Source organism: Vibrio sp. La 4.2.2 (assembly GCF_027586995.1).
In the GTDB taxonomy this organism is placed as follows: Bacteria; Pseudomonadota; Gammaproteobacteria; order Enterobacterales; family Vibrionaceae; genus Vibrio; species Vibrio mediterranei.
The window spans coordinates 256,016-274,239 of the sequence record NZ_JAPPTJ010000005.1 but is presented as its reverse complement, the minus strand read 5'-3'; the positions used below and the strand labels follow the sequence as shown (position 1 = coordinate 274,239).

The following is an 18,224-nucleotide window of genomic DNA, read 5'->3' as shown; positions in this document are numbered from 1 at the left end:
TGTTTAGCGATTAGCCAACAATGTTATTCAATGTGGAGCTTGGACGCATTAACGTTGAAGTCTTCACATCGTCAAATTGATAGTAACCACCAAGATCGCCTGCAACGCCTTGAGCATTGTTTAGCTCAGAAACAATAACACTCTCGTTTGATGCAAGGTGCTCTGCAATTGGCGCGAACTCGTCTGCTAGTGCTTTGTCTTCTGTTTGAAGAGCTAGTGCTTGAGCCCAGTATAGAGCTAGATAGTAGTGAGAACCACGGTTGTCTAACTCACCAACGCGACGTGATGGCGACTTGTTGTTGTCTAGGAACTTGCCTGTTGCTTCATCAAGAGCTTTCGCTAGTACATTCGCTTTTTCTTTACCAGAAACGACCGCTAGATGCTCTAGAGAAGCTGCTAGTGCTAAGAATTCACCTAAAGAGTCCCAACGTAAGTGATTTTCTTTTTGAACCTGTTGAACGTGCTTAGGCGCAGAGCCACCAGCGCCTGTTTCAAATAGGCCGCCACCGTTCATCAATGGAACAATAGATAGCATCTTCGCCGATGTGCCAAGTTCAAGAATTGGGAACAAGTCTGTGAGGTAGTCACGTAAAACGTTACCAGTGACAGAAATGGTGTCTTCACCCTTCTTGATTCGGTCTAGTGAGAACAGTGTTGCTTCCAGTGGAGCCTTCACATAAATTTCTAGACCTGACGTATCGTGCTCTGGAAGATATTGATTCACTTTTTTGATCAACTCAGCATCGTGGGCACGGTTCTCGTCGAGCCAGAATACCGCTGGCGTACTTGATGCACGAGCGCGTGTCACAGCCAGTTTCACCCAATCTTGAATCGGTGCGTCTTTCACCTGACACATACGGAAGATATCGCCTTCTTCAACTGACTGCTCAATAAGCACATTGCCGGCTGTATCGATAACTTCGACTTTGCCATCACCTTTTAGGATGAAGGTCTTATCGTGTGAACCGTACTCTTCTGCTTTTTGAGCCATTAGACCTACGTTTGGCACACTACCCATCGTCGTTGGATCAAATGCACCATTCTCTTTACAGAAGTCGATAACTGCTTGATAGATACTTGCATAGCTACGATCAGGGATCATTGCTTTGGTATCTTTCTGCTTACCATCCGGGCCCCACATTTGGCCAGATGAACGAAGCATCGCTGGCATAGAAGCATCAACGATAATGTCACTTGGTACGTGTAGGTTGGTAATACCACGGTCAGAATCAACCATTGCAAGTGCTGGTTGAGTTTCATAAACAGCTGCTAGATCGGCTTCAATCTCAGCTTTTTGAGCGGCTGGTAGTGAGGCGATTTTTGCGTATACATCACCAATACCGTTGTTTACATCAACACCTAGTTCTTCAAATAGCTGACCGTGTTTTGCAAATACATCTTTGTAGTAAACTTTAACTGCGTGACCAAAAATAACTGGGTCAGAGACCTTCATCATCGTCGCTTTCATGTGCAATGAAAGCAGAACATCTTGCTGTTTCGCCTCTGCAATTTGCTCTTCAAAGAAAGACACCAACGCTTTCTTGTTCATTACAGATGCGTCGATGATTTCACCCGCTTGTAGGGCAACCTTCTCTTTAAGAACGCTAGTCTCGCCAGTAGCTGAAGTAAATTGAATCTTCACACCCGTCGCATCAGCAACAGTGATCGATTTTTCACTACCGAAGAAGTCTTTATCTGTCATGCTAGAAACATGAGACTTAGAATCTTTCGACCATGCTCCCATTGAATGCGGGTTTTTCTTAGCATAGTTCTTCACAGATAGCGGTGCGCGTCGGTCTGAGTTACCTTCACGTAAAACCGGGTTTACCGCACTGCCTTTGATCTTGTCATAAGTAGCTTTGATAGCTTCTTGTTCTGGCGTGCTTGGCTCTTCTGGGTAGTTTGGCAAATCATAGCCATTTGCTTGAAGTTCTTTAATAGCAGCCTGTAGCTGTGGGATAGACGCAGAGATGTTTGGTAGCTTGATGATGTTCGCTTCTGGTGTTTTCGCCAGCTCACCAAGTTCAGCTAGTGCATCACCAATACGTTGCTCTTCTTTGAGGTATTCAGGGAAGTTAGCAATAATTCGCCCTGCTAGTGAAATGTCTCTCGTTTCAACACTGATACCAGATGAAGCAGTAAATGACTGAATGATCGGCAGCAACGAGTAAGTTGCGAGCGCTGGAGCTTCATCAGTAATGGTATAGATAATTGTCGGCTTTTCTGTAGGCATGAAATTTCCCTATCGTTCTAATTGGGTATGAGTACCCTTATTAATCAACGTGCCTTCATCAAGGACACGTAAACGTTATGACGGAACGCGATTGAGTGGTTGATACAAAAAGTTTGCACATGAAAACCCTCTCAATTGGGCTTTTTTTGTTCAGTCAAACGAAATCCTAAGCACTTATAATTAAACAAATTTGGGCAATTAGTCTATTATCTTGTGCGTTATTCCTGTTTTTGAGCGCGCTTATGATAGCTCAAAACAACCGTAGACAAAACTACACCACACAGTTTGTTTACATTTTTGCAAGGTAGTTAACATGACGAATAAAACAGCGGCACCTCGTAGTAAGTCGAAAAGCCGCGCTGCTTCTACACGTTTCAAACAGCACTCAGGTCCAGGAAGTAGACCGCGAAAGTCCACTTCGAAACCTGCGGTTAAACGAAAAACAGACACTAACCGAAGCAGACTACCCATTGAAGAACGCAAAGTGATCCTCTTCAACAAACCTTATGACACTTTAAGTCAATTCACAGATGGTGACGGACGAAAAACACTTGCCGATTACATACCTGTCAAAGATGTATACGCCGCCGGACGCCTCGACAGAGACAGCGAAGGGCTGATGGTTCTTACCAACGATGGTATTTTGCAAGCTAGACTGACTCAACCAAAATCCAAGTCAGAAAAAACCTATTGGGTTCAGGTCGATGGAGCGCCCTGTGAGGATGACTTAGATAAGCTGCGACGCGGTGTAGTGCTTAAAGATGGGCCTACATTGCCTGCGAAAGTCAGCCTTATGGATACGCCTGACGTTTGGGAGCGTCACCCACCGGTGCGCTTTCGTGCCAACATTCCTACCACATGGTTAAGCATTACAATTATTGAAGGAAGAAATCGACAAGTACGTCGAATGACAGCCAATATTGGTTTCCCAACATTAAGGCTTATTCGTGCTTCGATGGCAGGGTTTGAGATTGGAGGCTTGCAGCCAGGTGATTGGTTGGAAATCCCCACCGATCACCCAGCTTTAAAGAGATAAGTAATCCAAAGCAAAGCTATTATTGCTGAGCAACAATAGCCCTCACATGCTCAAGGTCTTCAGGAGTATCTACCCCAGCAGGTGGTGCTTCCTGAGCCGTTGCGACGTGGATTTTTTCTCCATACCACAGCACTCGAAGCTGCTCTAGGCACTCAATTCGTTCAAGTGCACTCGGCTCCCATTCTACATAAGTCTTAATAAACCCAGCACGATAAGCATAGATGCCAATGTGTCTCAGTAGAGGGTTAGTTGCACGTTTTTTCGGCTCTGCAGCGTAAGCATCTCGATCCCAAGGTATCGTTGCTCTACTAAAGTACAGCGCATAACCTTGCTCATCCGTCACTACTTTTACCGCATTTGGGTTAAAGACTTCTGATTCATTCTCAATCGTTACACCGAGGGTAGCCATTGGCGCCGTGCTGCTCTCAAGATTATTAGCAACTTGCTTAATAATGCATGCTGGAATCAAAGGTTCATCACCTTGTACGTTCACAACGATGTGATCGGGTGCGATTTTCATCGACGCAACCACTTCCGCTAACCGCTCGGTGCCAGACTCGTGAGATGGAGAAGTCATACAAACTTCGGCACCAAATTGTTTTGCAGCGAGCTCCACTCTTTGGTCATCGGTTGCGATGATCACGCGATCGGCACCAGATTGTAGCGACTTCTCATAAACGTGCTGGATCATCGGTTTGCCACCAATATCCGCTAACGGCTTGCCTGGCAAACGAGAAGATTCATACCTTGCTGGGATAATGACCGTAAAAGACATTAGCGTCCCTCTTCCATACTCATTTGTCTCGCTTCAGGCTCTAGTAAAACCGGAATACCCTCTTTAATCGGATAAGCAAGACGATCAAGCTTACAGATAAGCTCTTGCTTATCTTTATCAAAAGTGAGTTTTCCTTTACATACTGGGCATGCCACGATTTCAAGAAGTCTGTGATCCATAACTTTCTATTACCTTGTTTATTTTTTTGAGTATTTCCCTACCGTCTTGCTCAGTAAATTGAGCCGATACAGGTAAATACCACCAATTGTTTTGTGCAAATGAACGACATTTTACGGCATCTTTCTCCGTCATAATGACGTTATCAGACCCATCACTTAGGGCATATAATTGTTCCGGTTGAAAATCTTTATGGTCTGCAAAGCCTTGGCTGCGTACCACATCTGCATCAAGATCATTCAACGTCTTAAAAAAACGTGGAGGATGGCCAATACCGGCAAACGCAGTGAGTTGCCCTAGTTCGGTCACAGCTTTACTCTCATTGGTTGTTAGATTGATAGCAAGCTCAGGCTGTAATTCAAAACGCTTCTCTTGCCCTAAACTAGGCTCCCCGCCATTGGTAACAACAAGGTCTACTTCTTCCAAGCGAGACAGCGTTTCTCGTAGTGGTCCTAGTGGAATAGATTGCTCATTACCAAAGCGGCGCACTCCATCAACCACTACAATTTCCATTGCTCTATCAAGCGCATAGTGCTGTAGACCATCATCGGTGATAATCACATCAACACCAAGACTTTCTAGTGCCTTGACTGCATTCGATCTTACCGGATCCACAACAACAGGGACTTTGGTTCTTTCATAAATAAGCTTCGGCTCATCGCCACAGGCTTTAGTACTGGTCTGGGTTTCAACTTGCAAAGGATAATGGTTAGATTTACCCCCATAACCTCGAGAGACTACTCCAGGTTTGAAACCTTGACGTTGCAAATTCTCAACCAGCCAAATAACGATCGGTGTCTTACCATTACCACCAGCGGTAATATTACCAACGACAATCACAGGCACAGAAGCGCGGTAGCATTCTTTTGAACCATCACTGAAAGCTTTCCTACGTCGCTTCGCAATCGCTCTATATAACGCACTAAGTGGCCACAAAAGCGGCCACCATAAGTAGTTTAGTGGATTACGACCAAACCACAGTTTCTCAATCACTCGTTGTCACCAAACTGAATTTTATGCAGTTGAGCGTACGCACCTTTATGCGCAAGTAACGTATTGTGATCACCTCTTTCGATGATCTCACCGTCATCAACAACGAGAATTTCGTCAGCTTCTTCGATTGTTGATAAGCGATGAGCTATAACTAGCACCGTTTTATCCTTTTGAAGTTCATCCAACGCAGATTGAATCGCGCGCTCAGATTCAGTATCTAATGCCGAGGTTGCCTCGTCCAAAATCAGAACGGGAGCATCACGCAACAAAGCTCGTGCAATCGCGAGACGTTGCCTCTGACCACCTGACAAGCTTGCGCCATTTTCTCCAATCACGGTATCAAGGCCGTTGTCGAGACCATTAATGAACTCCATAGCATGAGCTAATTTAGCCGCATGCTCAATTTGCTCTCGGCTATATATGCCATCAGTTGCATAGGCAATGTTGTTGGCAATAGTATCGTTAAACAGATGAACATTTTGAGAAACCAACCCGAAATGCTTACGCAAGTTGGTCAGCTTGATATCATCAATCTTGTGACCGTCAAGTTCAATATGTCCACTATCGACGTCATAGAAGCGTGTAAACAAGTTAGCGATGGTACTTTTGCCCGAACCTGAACGCCCTACAAGCGCAATGGTTTTACCCGCAGGAAGATCAAAACTAACATGGCGTAACGCTGGCTTTTCGGTTCCCTGATAAGTGAAAGTGATATCGTTAACTTTAATGTCGCCTTTCACTTTCGACAGCTCAACTTTACCAGTATCACGCTCCGTATCTAGGTCCATTAACCCAAATAAAGTTTGGCTCGCGGCCATACCACGCTGGAACTCAGCCGTAACACCAGTCAGTGCTTTCAATGGACGCATCAATGAGAACATAGCCGAGAAAATAACCGTAAAAGTACCCGCGGTAAGTTGCTCACGAATCTCATCGAAACTTGCCAAATAAAGGACCGCAACCAATGCTAATGAGGCAATCATTTGAATCACAGGATTCGCTACCGCTGAGGCTGCTACCATCTTCATGGTTTGCTGCCTCATTTGGTTACTCATCTGATCAAAACGCTCTTTCTCAACTTGCTGACCACCGTAACTCAACACTACCTTATGACCTTTTAGCATCTGCTCGGCTGAGGTGGTCATATGACCCATCGAGGTTTGCATGTTGCGAGAGATCTTTCTAAAACGCTTAGATACAAAGCTAATCGCCCAAGCTACGACAGGAGCGACAGCGAAAAGAACCAGCGATAACTGCCAGCTGCTCCAGAACATCAGTATCAATAAACCCATGATACTTGCCCCTTCTCGGACAATACTGACTAGCGAGCGACTCGTCGCTCCTGCAACTTGTTCTGAGTCATAAGTAATCCGAGAGAGCAGCCCACCAGTAGACTCTTTATCAAAAAAGGAGACTGGCATGTGCATAAAGTGACTGAATATTTTGCGTCGTAGTTCCATGACGACTTTGCCGGATACCCAACTCAAACAGTAGGTCGAGACAAATCCACTGGTGCCACGTATGAACATCATTCCAAGAATGATAAAAGGAAGGACTTTTAAGAAATTCGATTCGACATCACCAAAACCTTCATCGAGTAGAGGCTTAAGTAGTGATAGCATGTAGGTATCTGCAGCAGCATTGATCACCAGTGCGATCACCGCAACGACGAGACCCGCTTTGTACTCTCGAATATAAGTCCAAAGACGCTTAAAGGTCTGCAGCGTCGTTTCATCTTGATTTAGCGACATAATTATTGTTCGTTTTCTTTTATCTATCTGTTCATTCTACTCTGCTTCGCAACATCTGCCTATACCAAGGGTCGAGGTTCTGGTTGCGAAGCGTTGAAACGGTTAATTCTCCATCAAAAAAGACAAAATTAATCTGCCCCAGCGTACCTGTTTCATACCATTGAGCACCTTGCTCTAGGTATCGTTGTTTAACCAAGTCGTTAGGCAGTTGCCAGTGGGAACGAAATTTCGTAGAGGCCACAACGTGCTCAGCATGAATCAATTGTGTCAAAAACGTAGAAGAGGAGGTCCGGCTACCATGATGAGGTACACTCATAACATCAACATCTAGTTCAGAGAGTGTTCTGGCGATCAATATTTCACTGACTTTCTCAATATCGCCTGTAAGCAATATTCGATGAACTGAATTTTCTCCCTGAGCAAAACTAATCAGAACCACACAAGAGTGTGGGTTGTAAGCTCTGCCCACTCTCTTTGGAGGCCACAGCGCCTCAAATCGAATTGCCTTCCATTGCCAAGTTCTACCTCGAATACAGAGTTGCTCTTCTGTCATTCCATCTGGCTTCTTGACCCAATCAGGTTCCCAATAATTACGGAGTTCAATTTCACCACCAGCGTGGTCATTATCAGCATGACTGATAATAACTCCGTGCAGTTCTCTAACTCCTAAAGCTAAAAGATTGGGAGTCACTACCGTCCTCGCCATTGAGAAAGTTGGACTCGCGCGTCCTGTATCATAGAGTACAGCTTGATCTCCCTGTTTGATGGCAACAGAGAGCCCATGGGCTACATCAAAAAAGTGAACACTAACTTTTTGCCCGCTTTGTTTTAATGGCAATGTGACAGCACATAATATCAGTAACAATGCCAGCCACTTCAATGACACTACCTTTCTCAGAATAAACGCGAAAATTAATGGTATCGCATAGAAAGCTAAGTAACTTGGGGTGTTAATCCAGAACCAACTTGATAGGTTCAAAGAGTAATCAAAGGGCATCATCAGAATATCGACCAATGACCAAATAAAGCTCTCCTCTTCCAAGAGGACTGTCACCGCAGTCGCTAAAAGCAATAAAGGAACGACTAAAAAACTAAACCATGGGACAAACAGCAAGTTATAGAAAGGTGATGCCACAGCAACCCCTTGAAATAAACTGACCACAATGGGAATGAACAGTAAGCAGAGCAAAGCATGGGTATACAACACAGTACGAACACCAAATTGATACGAAACAACCGAGTTGGTCACCATAAGTGCGGAGACAGCGAGAAAAGAAAGCCAAAAACTGGTACTTGCGGCAGAAAAAGGTATCAAGGTGAGTATGAGAGAGGCAGCTACTAATAGAGTGGTCATACTCATTATCCTGATGTGAATAATGCTAAGCGAATTGGCAATGACAAGCATGAGTAGAGCGCGAACTGTTGGCGTAGCAAACCCACCTAAAGCCGCATAAAAAAACGCTAACACTAATCCTGTGAAGATACCTAACAATAAACGTAACTTCGTCGTTTTATAACGTAGTTCTATTGGTAGAAGCAAAGTCAACACCAGCAGAGCCCCTCGCCCAACCAAATACCCAACGGCAAAAACTATTCCTATATGTAGGCCAGAGATGGCAACGAGATGAGACAATCCGCTGTGTTTTAATCGCGCCCAGTCTTCAAACGCGAGTTTGCTTCTATCACCGAAAATTAGCGCTAAATAATAACCTTGATGTATGCTGTTTTTAGTCGCAGACGTTACCAACCGATGTAATTTCGAACGCCAATCATACGTACTGCGAACCATAAAATGACTGTCATCTGCTAGAACAATGTCGGATAAAAAACGATTCGAGAAATAGTATTGCTCTTTGTCGAAACCAACCTGATTAAGAACACCAACAACGGGTTTTAGTTGAACCAAAGCTTGGAGTTCATCGCCCATTGTTAACGCTATCGGTGCATATAATTTAACGCTAGGCCTCTCAAAGAATGACAATTTTTCTCCATCAATCGATAAAATCGTCAATTCAACCTCATATCCACGAGTTATTTTTTTAAAATAGCTGTCAACTCGTCCTTTTATGGTAATATCTGTGCCAAATCGGTAAAGCACCTCTGATTGGTGCTTGTAAAGATTCCCTTGTATCAAAGCCACGGACATTGCAATAAAAACCACTGCAATTAACGAGCAGCGTTTTATTAGTAAGGCTATGCTAATTAAGGATGTAGGAATCAGCCAGTAGTAATGAGGCATCATTGGCCACCACGCAACACTGATAAGTGTTAGTGAAAAAACCAACGGTGCAACAATGCCTGTTAAGAGAGTCATGTTTCCCTATGCCAAGAAAGTTCATTAAACGTTTCATGCCCGATCACGAGATGATCAAGCGACAAAAGGCATTGAAAGTGTTCGGCAATGTCCTCTATAACCCAAACCTTTGGTGTTTAAATCGACGCTCAGCGGCAGGCGCTTTTGCGGTTGGTTTGTTTATGGCTTTTGTCCCACTACCAAGCCAAATGATTATGGCGGCAGGGTTAGCTATCCTGTTTGGTGTAAACCTTCCGTTATCGGTCGCACTTGTATGGATTAGTAACCCTGTGACCATGCCAGTACTGTTTTATTTTGCGTACAAGATCGGCGCATTTTGCTTGAATACGCCTCCGCAGCCATTCCATTTTGAGTTGTCTTGGCAATATTTATCCGACCAAATGACCACCATTGGCCCCCCGTTCCTCTTAGGGTGCGCGATATGTGGTATTGTTGCTTCTGTTGCTGGGTATTTCGGCATTCGTGGCCTTTGGCGTTACTCTGTGGTTCGCAGTTGGCAGCAACGCGCTACAAGATAACGTTAGCTTGAAACTGACAACAGAGTCGTAAACAGAAACTACGAGTGTGACGACACTTCTAAGCAACAAGACTGTCGACCAAATATGAAAAAGCCCGTCAATGATATTCATTGACGGGCTTTTTCTTGAGATTAAATTACTTGGCGCTCAGTACTGAAGCTGGGTTTAACTGACTTGCCTTAGTTGCTGGATACCATGTCGCAATCAGACTTAACACCGTTGCAGTCCCCGCCACTAAAGCCACATCACTCCAAACCAACTCAGATGGCAGAAAGTCTACAAAGTAAATATCGCCAGATAAAAACTTATGACCAATGAGAGACTCAAGGCCAGAAACCAATGGCGTGAGATTCAGTGCCACTAAACTACCCAGCATACCACCGACAATACTACCCACTACGCCAGAAAATACACCTTGCCAGATAAAGATGCGTTTTATGAGGCCATCTGTGGCGCCCATCGTACGTAATATTGCAATTTCAGATGCGCGATCTTTTACCGCCATCATCAGCGTTGAAACAATATTGAAGCACGCAACACCAATAACCAAAACCATCACCAAATACATAATGGTACGAACTAACTGAATATCTCGATATAGGAAACCATATTTCTGTTTCCAGCTACGTAAATAGACATACTCCGTTAAGGTATTACCCACCTCTCTAACAATCAAAGGGGCATTGAATACGTCATCTACTTTTATAGAAACGCCAGTAACTTGATTACCTAGTCGAGCATACTGCTGAGCATCTGCTAACGGAACAATCGCCAAGCTATGGTCAATCTGTCCATTTAACTCGAGCAAACCAGATACTTGGACTCGAACTCGTCTTGGTGCTTGCACTTTGCTGGTGTTGCTAGTGGTTGGGATCATTAACGTTACGTAGTCACCTACTTTTGCATCCACTTGATCTGCGACCCCTTTGCCGAGGATCACTTGCTGTTCACCGGCATGAAAGTTTTGCCAAGCTGTGCCTTTCACAAAGCCCGATAGTGTCGACACTTTGGTTTCAAGTTCGGGGTCAACGCCGCGAACTTCAACAGCTTTGAGTAGGCTGCCCTTTTCAACCAAAGCTGTCATTCGAATATAGGGTGCAGCCGCCTCTACTTTTGAGTGTTTCATTGCCGAGTCCATCACCTTTTGCCAATTTTTGATCGGAGCATTCACACCTTCAAACTCACCATGGGCAATTACGGATAACACTCTATTCTTCAGCTCGCGCTCAAAGCCATTCATCGCAGACAAACCAATGACAATCACCGCCACCCCAACGGCGATGCCAACAATGGATGAAATCGAAATAAACGACACCATTTTGTTACGTTGCTTGGCTTTGCTAAAACGTTTACCAATAAAAAACGATAGTGACACATTAGCTCCTTGAATTACGCAATTTTGGCATCGAGTAGCAGGCCATCTTGCATATGCATCTGCCTATCCATTTTCGCGGCTAACTCATTATCATGAGTCACCACTAGAAAAGCGGTTCCGTATTCTTGGTTAAGTGTTCGCATCAAATCATATATAGATAAAGCCGTAGTATGGTCAAGGTTACCGGTCGGCTCATCAGCCAACACTAACGCAGGCTTATTGACCAAAGCTCTAGCGATGGCAACTCGTTGGCGCTCTCCTCCCGAAAGCTCAGAAGGTCGATGCTCTAAACGATGTTTTAGCCCCACACGCTCTAGTAATGCACTCGCTTCGGCCTTCGCAAGTTTGGTTCCCATACCACCAATGAGTAACGGCATCGCCACGTTTTCTACCGCTGTAAAGTCACTGAGTAGATGATGGAACTGATATACGAACCCTAAGTGTTCATTACGAAGCTTGGCTTGTTGGTTGCTGCTTAAAGTCAGTAGAGGCTCACCAAGGAAAGTAACCTCCCCTTCCGTTGCCTCATCCAAAGCACCTAGTACGTGAAGTAGAGTTGACTTACCGGAGCCAGAAGAACCAATTATAGACACCAACTCACCTTTGGAGATCTCAAAACTCACGCCTTTAAGTACCTCGGTATCCACCGCCCCATCGTGATACGTTTTTCGAATGTTTTGACAGGCGATTAACGGACTACTCATATCTTAAAGCCTCTGCTGGTTTAACGGATGATGCTCGGAAAGAAGGAAACAGTGTGGCTGCTAAACTCAGCAACACAGCGCAAATAACAACGACAATAATTTGGCTAGGATTCACCACTATCGGCAACTGTCCACCAAAGCTAAATAAAGCGACACCCATGACTTCCAATAGGCTATTAAGGTTGTTTGCCAACAACACACCAAGAATGCCACCAACAATGGCTCCTAGTGCACCACTGCTGGCACCCTGAACCATAAAGATGGCGAGCACTTGACGGTCAGTCATGCCTTGCGTTTTCAAAATGGCGACTTCTGATTGTTTCTCCATCACCACCATAATCAGTGCGGAAATAATATTGAACGCCGCTACGCCGATAATGAGCCCAAGCATCAGCCCCATCATATTCTTTTCCATTTTTACTGCTTGGAATAATTCGCCACGTTGATCGCGCCAGTCACTCCATAACCAACCATCCGGCAATGGCTGTTCACTTAAATTGGAAACAACGAACGGGTCATTAAAAAACAGTCTCCATCCACTCGCTTCATCGGCTTTGTAACGCATTAACTTGGCGGCATCTTTCAAATGAGTTACGACTAATTGGCCATCCACATCGGAGCCAGTGCTATAAAGCCCAGCAACAGTAAACATTCGCTGACTCGGGATTCGCCCAAGCGGCGTATACTGGCTAGCACTGGTAACCATTAGTCTTACCTTATCGCCAACGCGCACATCGAGCTCTCGGGCAAGCGTATGACCCAACAAAACCTGATACTTTCCTGCTTGTAAATTATCTAGGCTACCACTTACCAGACGATAGCGAATCGGATCATCAGTTTCGGGCTCAATTCCAATCATCATGGCAGCAGACAATCCCTGATGGCTTTGGACCACAGCCTCACTGCGGACAATAGGGACCGCTGGCTGACTAGTAGCAAAACTATTCAGCAACGCATCTGGCTTGTCATTTAAGTCGACTCGACCTGAATCATGTGAAATAACCGCTTGAGGCAAAACGCCAAGAATTCGACCTTTCAGTTGAGCTTCAAATCCGTTCATTACTGAGAGAACAGTAACGAGCGACAAAACACCGATAGTGATTCCTGCGGTCGACATATAAGATACGAACCGACTAAAGCGATCGCCTGAGCGACCTCTTAGGTAACGTAATCCAATAAAAACGGGCAAAGGGTGAAACATAATAATGGCCATGGGACGAAATCTATGAGTAATGTAACCAGAAAACCCATTGGGTTGTAGCCCCGATTGTAAATTTCCTTTTAAATTACGTACTTTTGACCTTTCATTCGGTCATTTTCTTGATAACTCAGACATACACAGAGATAATTAATTCAAGTCGATTAGGAAAAATGTATGCAGCAGAACGAATTCTTCACCGTAAATGGACCTTTAAAAGCCAACATTGAGCCATTAGCACTTGGTAGTACTCTACCCGACCTAGACCAATACATTGCTGAAATTCCAGCTCCGTTTATGGCATCGAGTGAATTTAGTCTGCTCGATCAGCAAAATGACGCTGCAAAGCACGAACTGAATCAACATAACCTCAAGCACGTTGCCGAGTTAATTGAACAGCAAAACAGCAAGCTTAACTTGCTGCTTAATTATATTATTTCGCAACAAGATGACCCTGCACAACGCCATGTGACTCACAGTTTTGGTGCAGGTCAACTTACCTATATCACTTCAGAAGCACTGAAAGTTGGTCAAGTAGCCAAGGTGAAGCTTTTCCTAGATCACCCACCTGCTGGTATATATTGTTATGCAGAAGTCACCGATATACAGAACTCCGAATCAGGCCAATTGGTTACGTTGAGTTTTGTACGAATCCTTGAAGAACACCAAGACCTACTAATTAAAGCCGCTTTGTACCAACAACAGAAATTGCTTCGACAGCGCTCGCTAGACAGAGACAACCAATAAATACTATGAGTAATTGTCAACTACTTCCTCTTAATGCACCAACGGGTACCGGTGATAAAAAGTTTCTCGGTAACCTGATTGGTGGCGCATTAGCCCTTGCTATTAGCGAGCATGCTAACGCCTATACTGATCATACTTTACTGGTTGTGCCAGACCCACAGCTTGCTCTTAAACTTCAAGGTGAACTAGAACAGTTCTTTCCAGGAGAGGTTGCGCTATTTCCTGACTGGGAAACCTTGCCATACGATAATTTCTCGCCACATCAGGATATAATTTCTGATCGTATTGCACGGCTATACGCCCTACCGCAACAGTCAAAAGGGATCACTATCGTTCCGGTAAGCACTTTGTTGCAAAGGCAAAGTCCTCGCGATTTCTTAATGCAACATACCTTGATGGTAAAAACTGGTGATTTGTTTTCACTGGATAAACTACGTCTACAGCTAGAAAACTCTGGCTACCGACATGTAGACCAAGTGTTTGGTCCCGGTGAATATGCAAGTAGGGGTTCAATTCTCGATCTCTTCCCTATGGGAAGCTCTGCGCCTTATCGCATTGATTTCTTTGACGATGAAATCGACACTATTCGCACCTTTGACCCGGAAAACCAACGTTCCATCGAAGATATTAGCGAGATTCGACTCCTCCCAGCTCATGAGTTTCCTACGACAAAAGACGCGATTGAAGAGTTTCGTGTTCGCTGGAGACAACAATTCGACGCAAGGCGCGAACCAGAGTCAGTCTACATGCAGGTAACAAAAGGCACTTGGCCAGCGGGTATAGAGTATTGGCAGCCTCTGTTCTTTGAGCATACTGAAACGCTATTTGATTACATCAGTCAAGACTCCCAAATTATTGCGGTGGGTGATATTGAGTCCGCCATAGATACCTTTTTGTCTGACGTGGAAACACGTTATGAGCAGCGAAAGGTCGACCCTTTGCGCCCACTGTTAGAACCGAGTGCGCTTTGGCTGCAAAAAGATGAGTTCTATTCACAGCTAAAAGCCTATCCACAATTGCTGTGCTCCGTTGATTCCGTGGATGAAAAAGCAGGACGCGTCAATGCTCCCGTCGAGGCACTTCCTGATTTAGCAGTACAGCATCAATTAAAAGAGCCGATGGCTCAAATCCGTCAGTTTACTGAGCAGTACGCTGGTAAAGTGATTTTCTCGGTGGAATCTGAGGGCCGTCGAGAGGCGCTGCTTGAATTACTTCATCGCATAAAACTGAGGCCACAAGAGAAAGAACATTTTCTCGATGCGCTGAAGAGTGACGATAAGTTCACACTTGTTATTGGTCAATGTGAACATGGTTTTGCTTATCGACAACAGTTCGCTCTGATCTGCGAAAGTGACATGCTCGGCGATCGCGTCATTCAACGACGCAAGAAAGAAAAACGCTCGATTAATAGTGACACGGTCATTCGCAACCTTGCTGAACTCAAGCCAGGCCAACCCGTTGTTCATATTGACCACGGTATTGGCCGCTACGTCGGCTTGCAAACACTTGAAGCGGGCGGCTTGACGACAGAATACGTCACACTCGAATACCAAAACGATGCCAAGCTGTACGTCCCTGTCGCTTCACTGAACTTAATCGGACGCTACTCTGGTGGTGCGGAAGAATCGGCACCACTCAACAAATTAGGCAGTGAATCTTGGGCTAAAGCCCGTAGAAAAGCCGCTGAAAAAGTGCGTGATGTTGCGGCAGAGTTGCTCGACGTATACGCCAAGCGCGAGTTAAAACCTGGCTTTAAATTCAGCTTAGATCGTGACCAATATGCGACCTTTAAAGCTGGTTTCCCATTTGAAGAAACTGACGACCAAGCACAGGCCATCAATGCTGTCATGTCTGATATGTGTCAGCCTAAAGCCATGGATCGTTTGGTTTGTGGTGATGTTGGCTTCGGAAAAACAGAAGTCGCAATGCGCGCAGCATTTGTGGCAACCGACAACGGTAAACAAGTCGCAGTGCTGGTTCCTACCACACTGCTGGCACAGCAGCATTTTGAGAACTTCCGCGATCGATTTGCCAACCTGCCAATCCGTGTTGAAGTCTTGTCGCGCTTTAAATCGGCCAAAGAGCAAAAAGCCACCCTACAAGACGTCGCCGATGGAAAGGTGGATATTGTCGTTGGCACCCACAAACTGCTCTCTAGTGACATTCAGTTTAAAGATCTTGGCCTACTCATCGTTGATGAAGAACATCGATTTGGTGTGAGGCAAAAAGAAAAAGTGAAAGCGATGCGTGCCGATGTCGACATTTTGACCTTAACAGCAACGCCTATTCCACGAACGCTGAATATGGCCATGAGTGGCATGCGCGATCTTTCCATCATTGCTACACCGCCAGCGAGACGTCTTGCCATTAAGACCTTTGTGCGTCAAAGCGAAGACAGTGTTGTACGCGAAGCAATACTTCGTGAAATCATGCGAGGTGGTCAGGTCTATTTCCTCCACAATCAGGTTGAAACCATTGAAAAGGTAGCGGCAGACTTAGAAAAGTTAGTCCCCGAAGCACGCGTCACAGTTGCCCACGGCCAGATGCGTGAACGTGAACTAGAGCGAGTTATGAATGATTTCTATCATCAACGTTTTAATTTACTAGTATGTACGACCATCATTGAGACGGGCATCGACGTGCCAACTGCCAACACCATCATCATGGATCGTGCTGATAACCTTGGCTTAGCGCAGCTTCACCAGCTTCGTGGACGTGTGGGTCGCTCGCACCATCAGGCGTATGCTTATCTGCTGACTCCTCATCCAAAAGCCATGACAAAAGATGCAGTGAAGCGATTAGACGCTATCGCCTCACTAGAAGATCTTGGGGCCGGCTTTACTCTAGCGACTCATGACCTTGAAATTCGTGGCGCTGGAGAACTTTTAGGGGATGAACAGAGTGGGCAAATTCAGTCCGTTGGATTCTCACTCTATATGGAAATGTTAGAGCAAGCCGTGGAAGCGCTAAAAGAAGGCAAAGAGCCCTCTTTGGACGATCTACTTCGCGAACAAACCGAAGTGGAATTACGTATCCCCGCTTTGCTACCTGATGACTATATTCCGGATATCAATACTCGTCTATCCATGTATAAACGAATCGCAAGCGTTGTAGATAACGAAGAGCTCGACGAGCTAAAAGTGGAACTTATTGATCGATTTGGCCTGCTGCCGGATGCTGCCAAACACCTTCTTGCCGTCTCACAAATGAAGCTTCGTGGTAGAGCGCTGAAAGTTAAAAAAGTAGAAGCCCATGATAAAGGTGGCTATATTGAATTTTATCCGGATGCTGACATTAACCCGGCCTTCTTGGTTAAACTACTTCAAGCGCAGCCAACAAAGTTTGCGATGGAAGGGCCAACTAAGTTCAAGTTTATGGAAGCGTTAACCGATAGGCGTAAACGCTTAAGCTACCTCAATAACATGCTTGACGAGTTTGAAGCCAATCAACTTCCGAACGCATAATTGCTTACAGCTGCAACGATTTTTCACCGTGAAATGTTTCAGCAACGTCCTGTATTAATTGATATAATGGGATTGCACTCAATGATAGTGGCAATCAATGGAGAAACAATGAAAAAACTGATCCCACTGCTACTCCTATTGGTTTCTATGCCAAGTTTGGCGCAGAGACAATTTGATATAGAAGTGATCGTTTTCAAACGTGCGGTAAACCCTGAAAAAGTAAACGAGTCTTGGCCGAACACTATGCCGCAAATAGACTTTAGCCGCGCTGGTTCAATGAACGATGCCAGTTATCGCGCGTCGAAAGGCGTTCAGATGCTGCCTTACTCTTCATACCAATTGAATGATGAAGCGGCAAAACTAAAAAATCATGCAGGCTATACGGTGCTTATGCACAAAGCATGGCGTCAAGGCGATAACGGTAGAGGCTCTGCTCCAATCTTCCATATTCGTGCAGGGAAAGATTACTCAGCTGGTTTTAATGCCGATGGAACAGAAAAGGGCAGCAACAGCAACACCACAAGCCCGGTTGATGGCGTAACGGAAGTGGCCATTGACAAACCGTTGTACGAGCTTGACGGTAAACTACAGATTTACGTGCAGCATTACTTGTATGCAGAAGCCCAACTAGACCTTCGCTCGCCAAGCACCAAAGAGGTGATTGTTACTGATTCCGTCACGGCAACAGAACCGATGGAACCGTCTGCAGACAATTCTGTAGCGACGGGGACTGAAGACAGTAACGTCATTGCTGGCAACTTACAGGCCATAGAGCCTCAACGTGAAGTTCAAACCTTTCTTAAGGACTATCGATTTGATCAGAAACGTCGCATGAGAAGTAGTGAAACACACTACCTAGACCATCCGTTAATGGGCATGATCATCCAAGTTCGAAGAGTGCAGAACTAATCCAGAAAGGGCCTGAAATACGGCCCTTTT

General features: G+C 45.1%; 14 protein-coding genes. 5 read left to right on the top strand and 9 right to left on the bottom strand.

Annotated features, from left to right (window positions below; all coding sequences use genetic code 11):
• Positions 1–10 precede the first annotated feature (10 nt).
• Positions 11–2,233: an NADP-dependent isocitrate dehydrogenase gene (locus OH456_RS13245; protein WP_270033649.1), complete on the bottom strand. Its 2,223-nt coding sequence runs from the start codon at positions 2,231–2,233 to the stop codon at positions 11–13.
• Between the two features lie 313 nt (positions 2,234–2,546).
• Between OH456_RS13245 and OH456_RS13240 the strand changes: the two genes are divergently transcribed.
• Positions 2,547–3,269 (top strand): pseudouridine synthase, encoded by a 723-nt coding sequence (locus OH456_RS13240; protein ID WP_124939982.1) that lies wholly within the window; start codon positions 2,547–2,549, stop codon positions 3,267–3,269.
• A 19-nt stretch (positions 3,270–3,288) separates the two neighbouring features.
• Here OH456_RS13240 and kdsB read toward each other — a convergent pair whose 3' ends face one another.
• The 5 genes from kdsB to OH456_RS13215 are packed head-to-tail and all read right to left on the bottom strand — an operon-like array spanning position 3,289 to position 9,279.
• Entirely contained in the window at positions 3,289–4,044 is a 756-nt protein-coding gene (gene kdsB / locus OH456_RS13235; protein WP_198558060.1) for a 3-deoxy-manno-octulosonate cytidylyltransferase, read from the bottom strand.
• Entirely contained in the window at positions 4,044–4,223 is a 180-nt protein-coding gene (locus tag OH456_RS13230; RefSeq protein WP_006075338.1) for a Trm112 family protein, read from the bottom strand. Before OH456_RS13230 ends, kdsB begins: the two co-directional genes overlap by 1 nt.
• Positions 4,204–5,214: a tetraacyldisaccharide 4'-kinase gene (gene lpxK / locus OH456_RS13225; RefSeq protein ID WP_270033648.1), complete on the bottom strand. Its 1,011-nt coding sequence runs from the start codon at positions 5,212–5,214 to the stop codon at positions 4,204–4,206. The genes OH456_RS13230 and lpxK overlap by 20 nt, the downstream gene beginning before the upstream one ends.
• Positions 5,211–6,965 (bottom strand): lipid A ABC transporter ATP-binding protein/permease MsbA, encoded by a 1,755-nt coding sequence (gene msbA, locus OH456_RS13220; RefSeq protein ID WP_270033647.1) that lies wholly within the window; start codon positions 6,963–6,965, stop codon positions 5,211–5,213. The genes lpxK and msbA overlap by 4 nt, the downstream gene beginning before the upstream one ends.
• A 31-nt stretch (positions 6,966–6,996) precedes the next feature.
• On the bottom strand, positions 6,997–9,279 hold the full coding sequence (locus tag OH456_RS13215; protein WP_270033646.1) for a DNA internalization-related competence protein ComEC/Rec2: 2,283 nt from the start codon (positions 9,277–9,279) through the stop codon (positions 6,997–6,999).
• Positions 9,280–9,287: 8 nt separating this feature from the next.
• Here OH456_RS13215 and OH456_RS13210 point away from each other — a divergent pair, with 8 nt between their 5' ends.
• Complete coding sequence (locus OH456_RS13210; protein WP_006075333.1) at positions 9,288–9,797, top strand: DUF2062 domain-containing protein; 510 nt, start codon at positions 9,288–9,290, stop codon at positions 9,795–9,797.
• Positions 9,798–9,933: 136 nt separating this feature from the next.
• Here OH456_RS13210 and lolE read toward each other — a convergent pair whose 3' ends face one another.
• The 3 genes from lolE to lolC are packed head-to-tail and all read right to left on the bottom strand — an operon-like array spanning position 9,934 to position 13,077.
• Entirely contained in the window at positions 9,934–11,172 is a 1,239-nt protein-coding gene (gene lolE / locus OH456_RS13205; protein ID WP_270033645.1) for a lipoprotein-releasing ABC transporter permease subunit LolE, read from the bottom strand.
• 14 nt (positions 11,173–11,186) lie between these two features.
• Positions 11,187–11,876 carry a lipoprotein-releasing ABC transporter ATP-binding protein LolD gene (gene lolD / locus OH456_RS13200; RefSeq protein ID WP_038229573.1) on the bottom strand — a complete coding sequence of 230 codons (690 nt, stop codon included), beginning with the start codon at positions 11,874–11,876 and terminating at the stop codon, positions 11,187–11,189.
• Complete coding sequence (lolC, locus tag OH456_RS13195; RefSeq protein ID WP_038223394.1) at positions 11,869–13,077, bottom strand: lipoprotein-releasing ABC transporter permease subunit LolC; 1,209 nt, start codon at positions 13,075–13,077, stop codon at positions 11,869–11,871. Before lolC ends, lolD begins: the two co-directional genes overlap by 8 nt.
• Positions 13,078–13,251: 174 nt before the next feature.
• Between lolC and OH456_RS13190 the strand changes: the two genes are divergently transcribed.
• The 3 genes from OH456_RS13190 to OH456_RS13180 all read left to right on the top strand — a co-directional run bounded on the left by OH456_RS13190 (position 13,252) and on the right by OH456_RS13180 (position 18,194).
• A complete protein-coding gene (locus tag OH456_RS13190) occupies positions 13,252–13,821 on the top strand; it encodes a PilZ domain-containing protein (RefSeq protein WP_006075597.1) in 570 nt (189 codons plus the stop codon).
• A gap of 5 nt (positions 13,822–13,826) precedes the next feature.
• Positions 13,827–17,285 (top strand): transcription-repair coupling factor, encoded by a 3,459-nt coding sequence (mfd, locus tag OH456_RS13185; RefSeq protein WP_270033644.1) that lies wholly within the window; start codon positions 13,827–13,829, stop codon positions 17,283–17,285.
• Positions 17,286–17,393: 108 nt separating this feature from the next.
• A complete protein-coding gene (locus OH456_RS13180) occupies positions 17,394–18,194 on the top strand; it encodes a peptidoglycan binding protein CsiV (RefSeq protein ID WP_031497044.1) in 801 nt (266 codons plus the stop codon).
• Positions 18,195–18,224 lie beyond the last annotated feature (30 nt).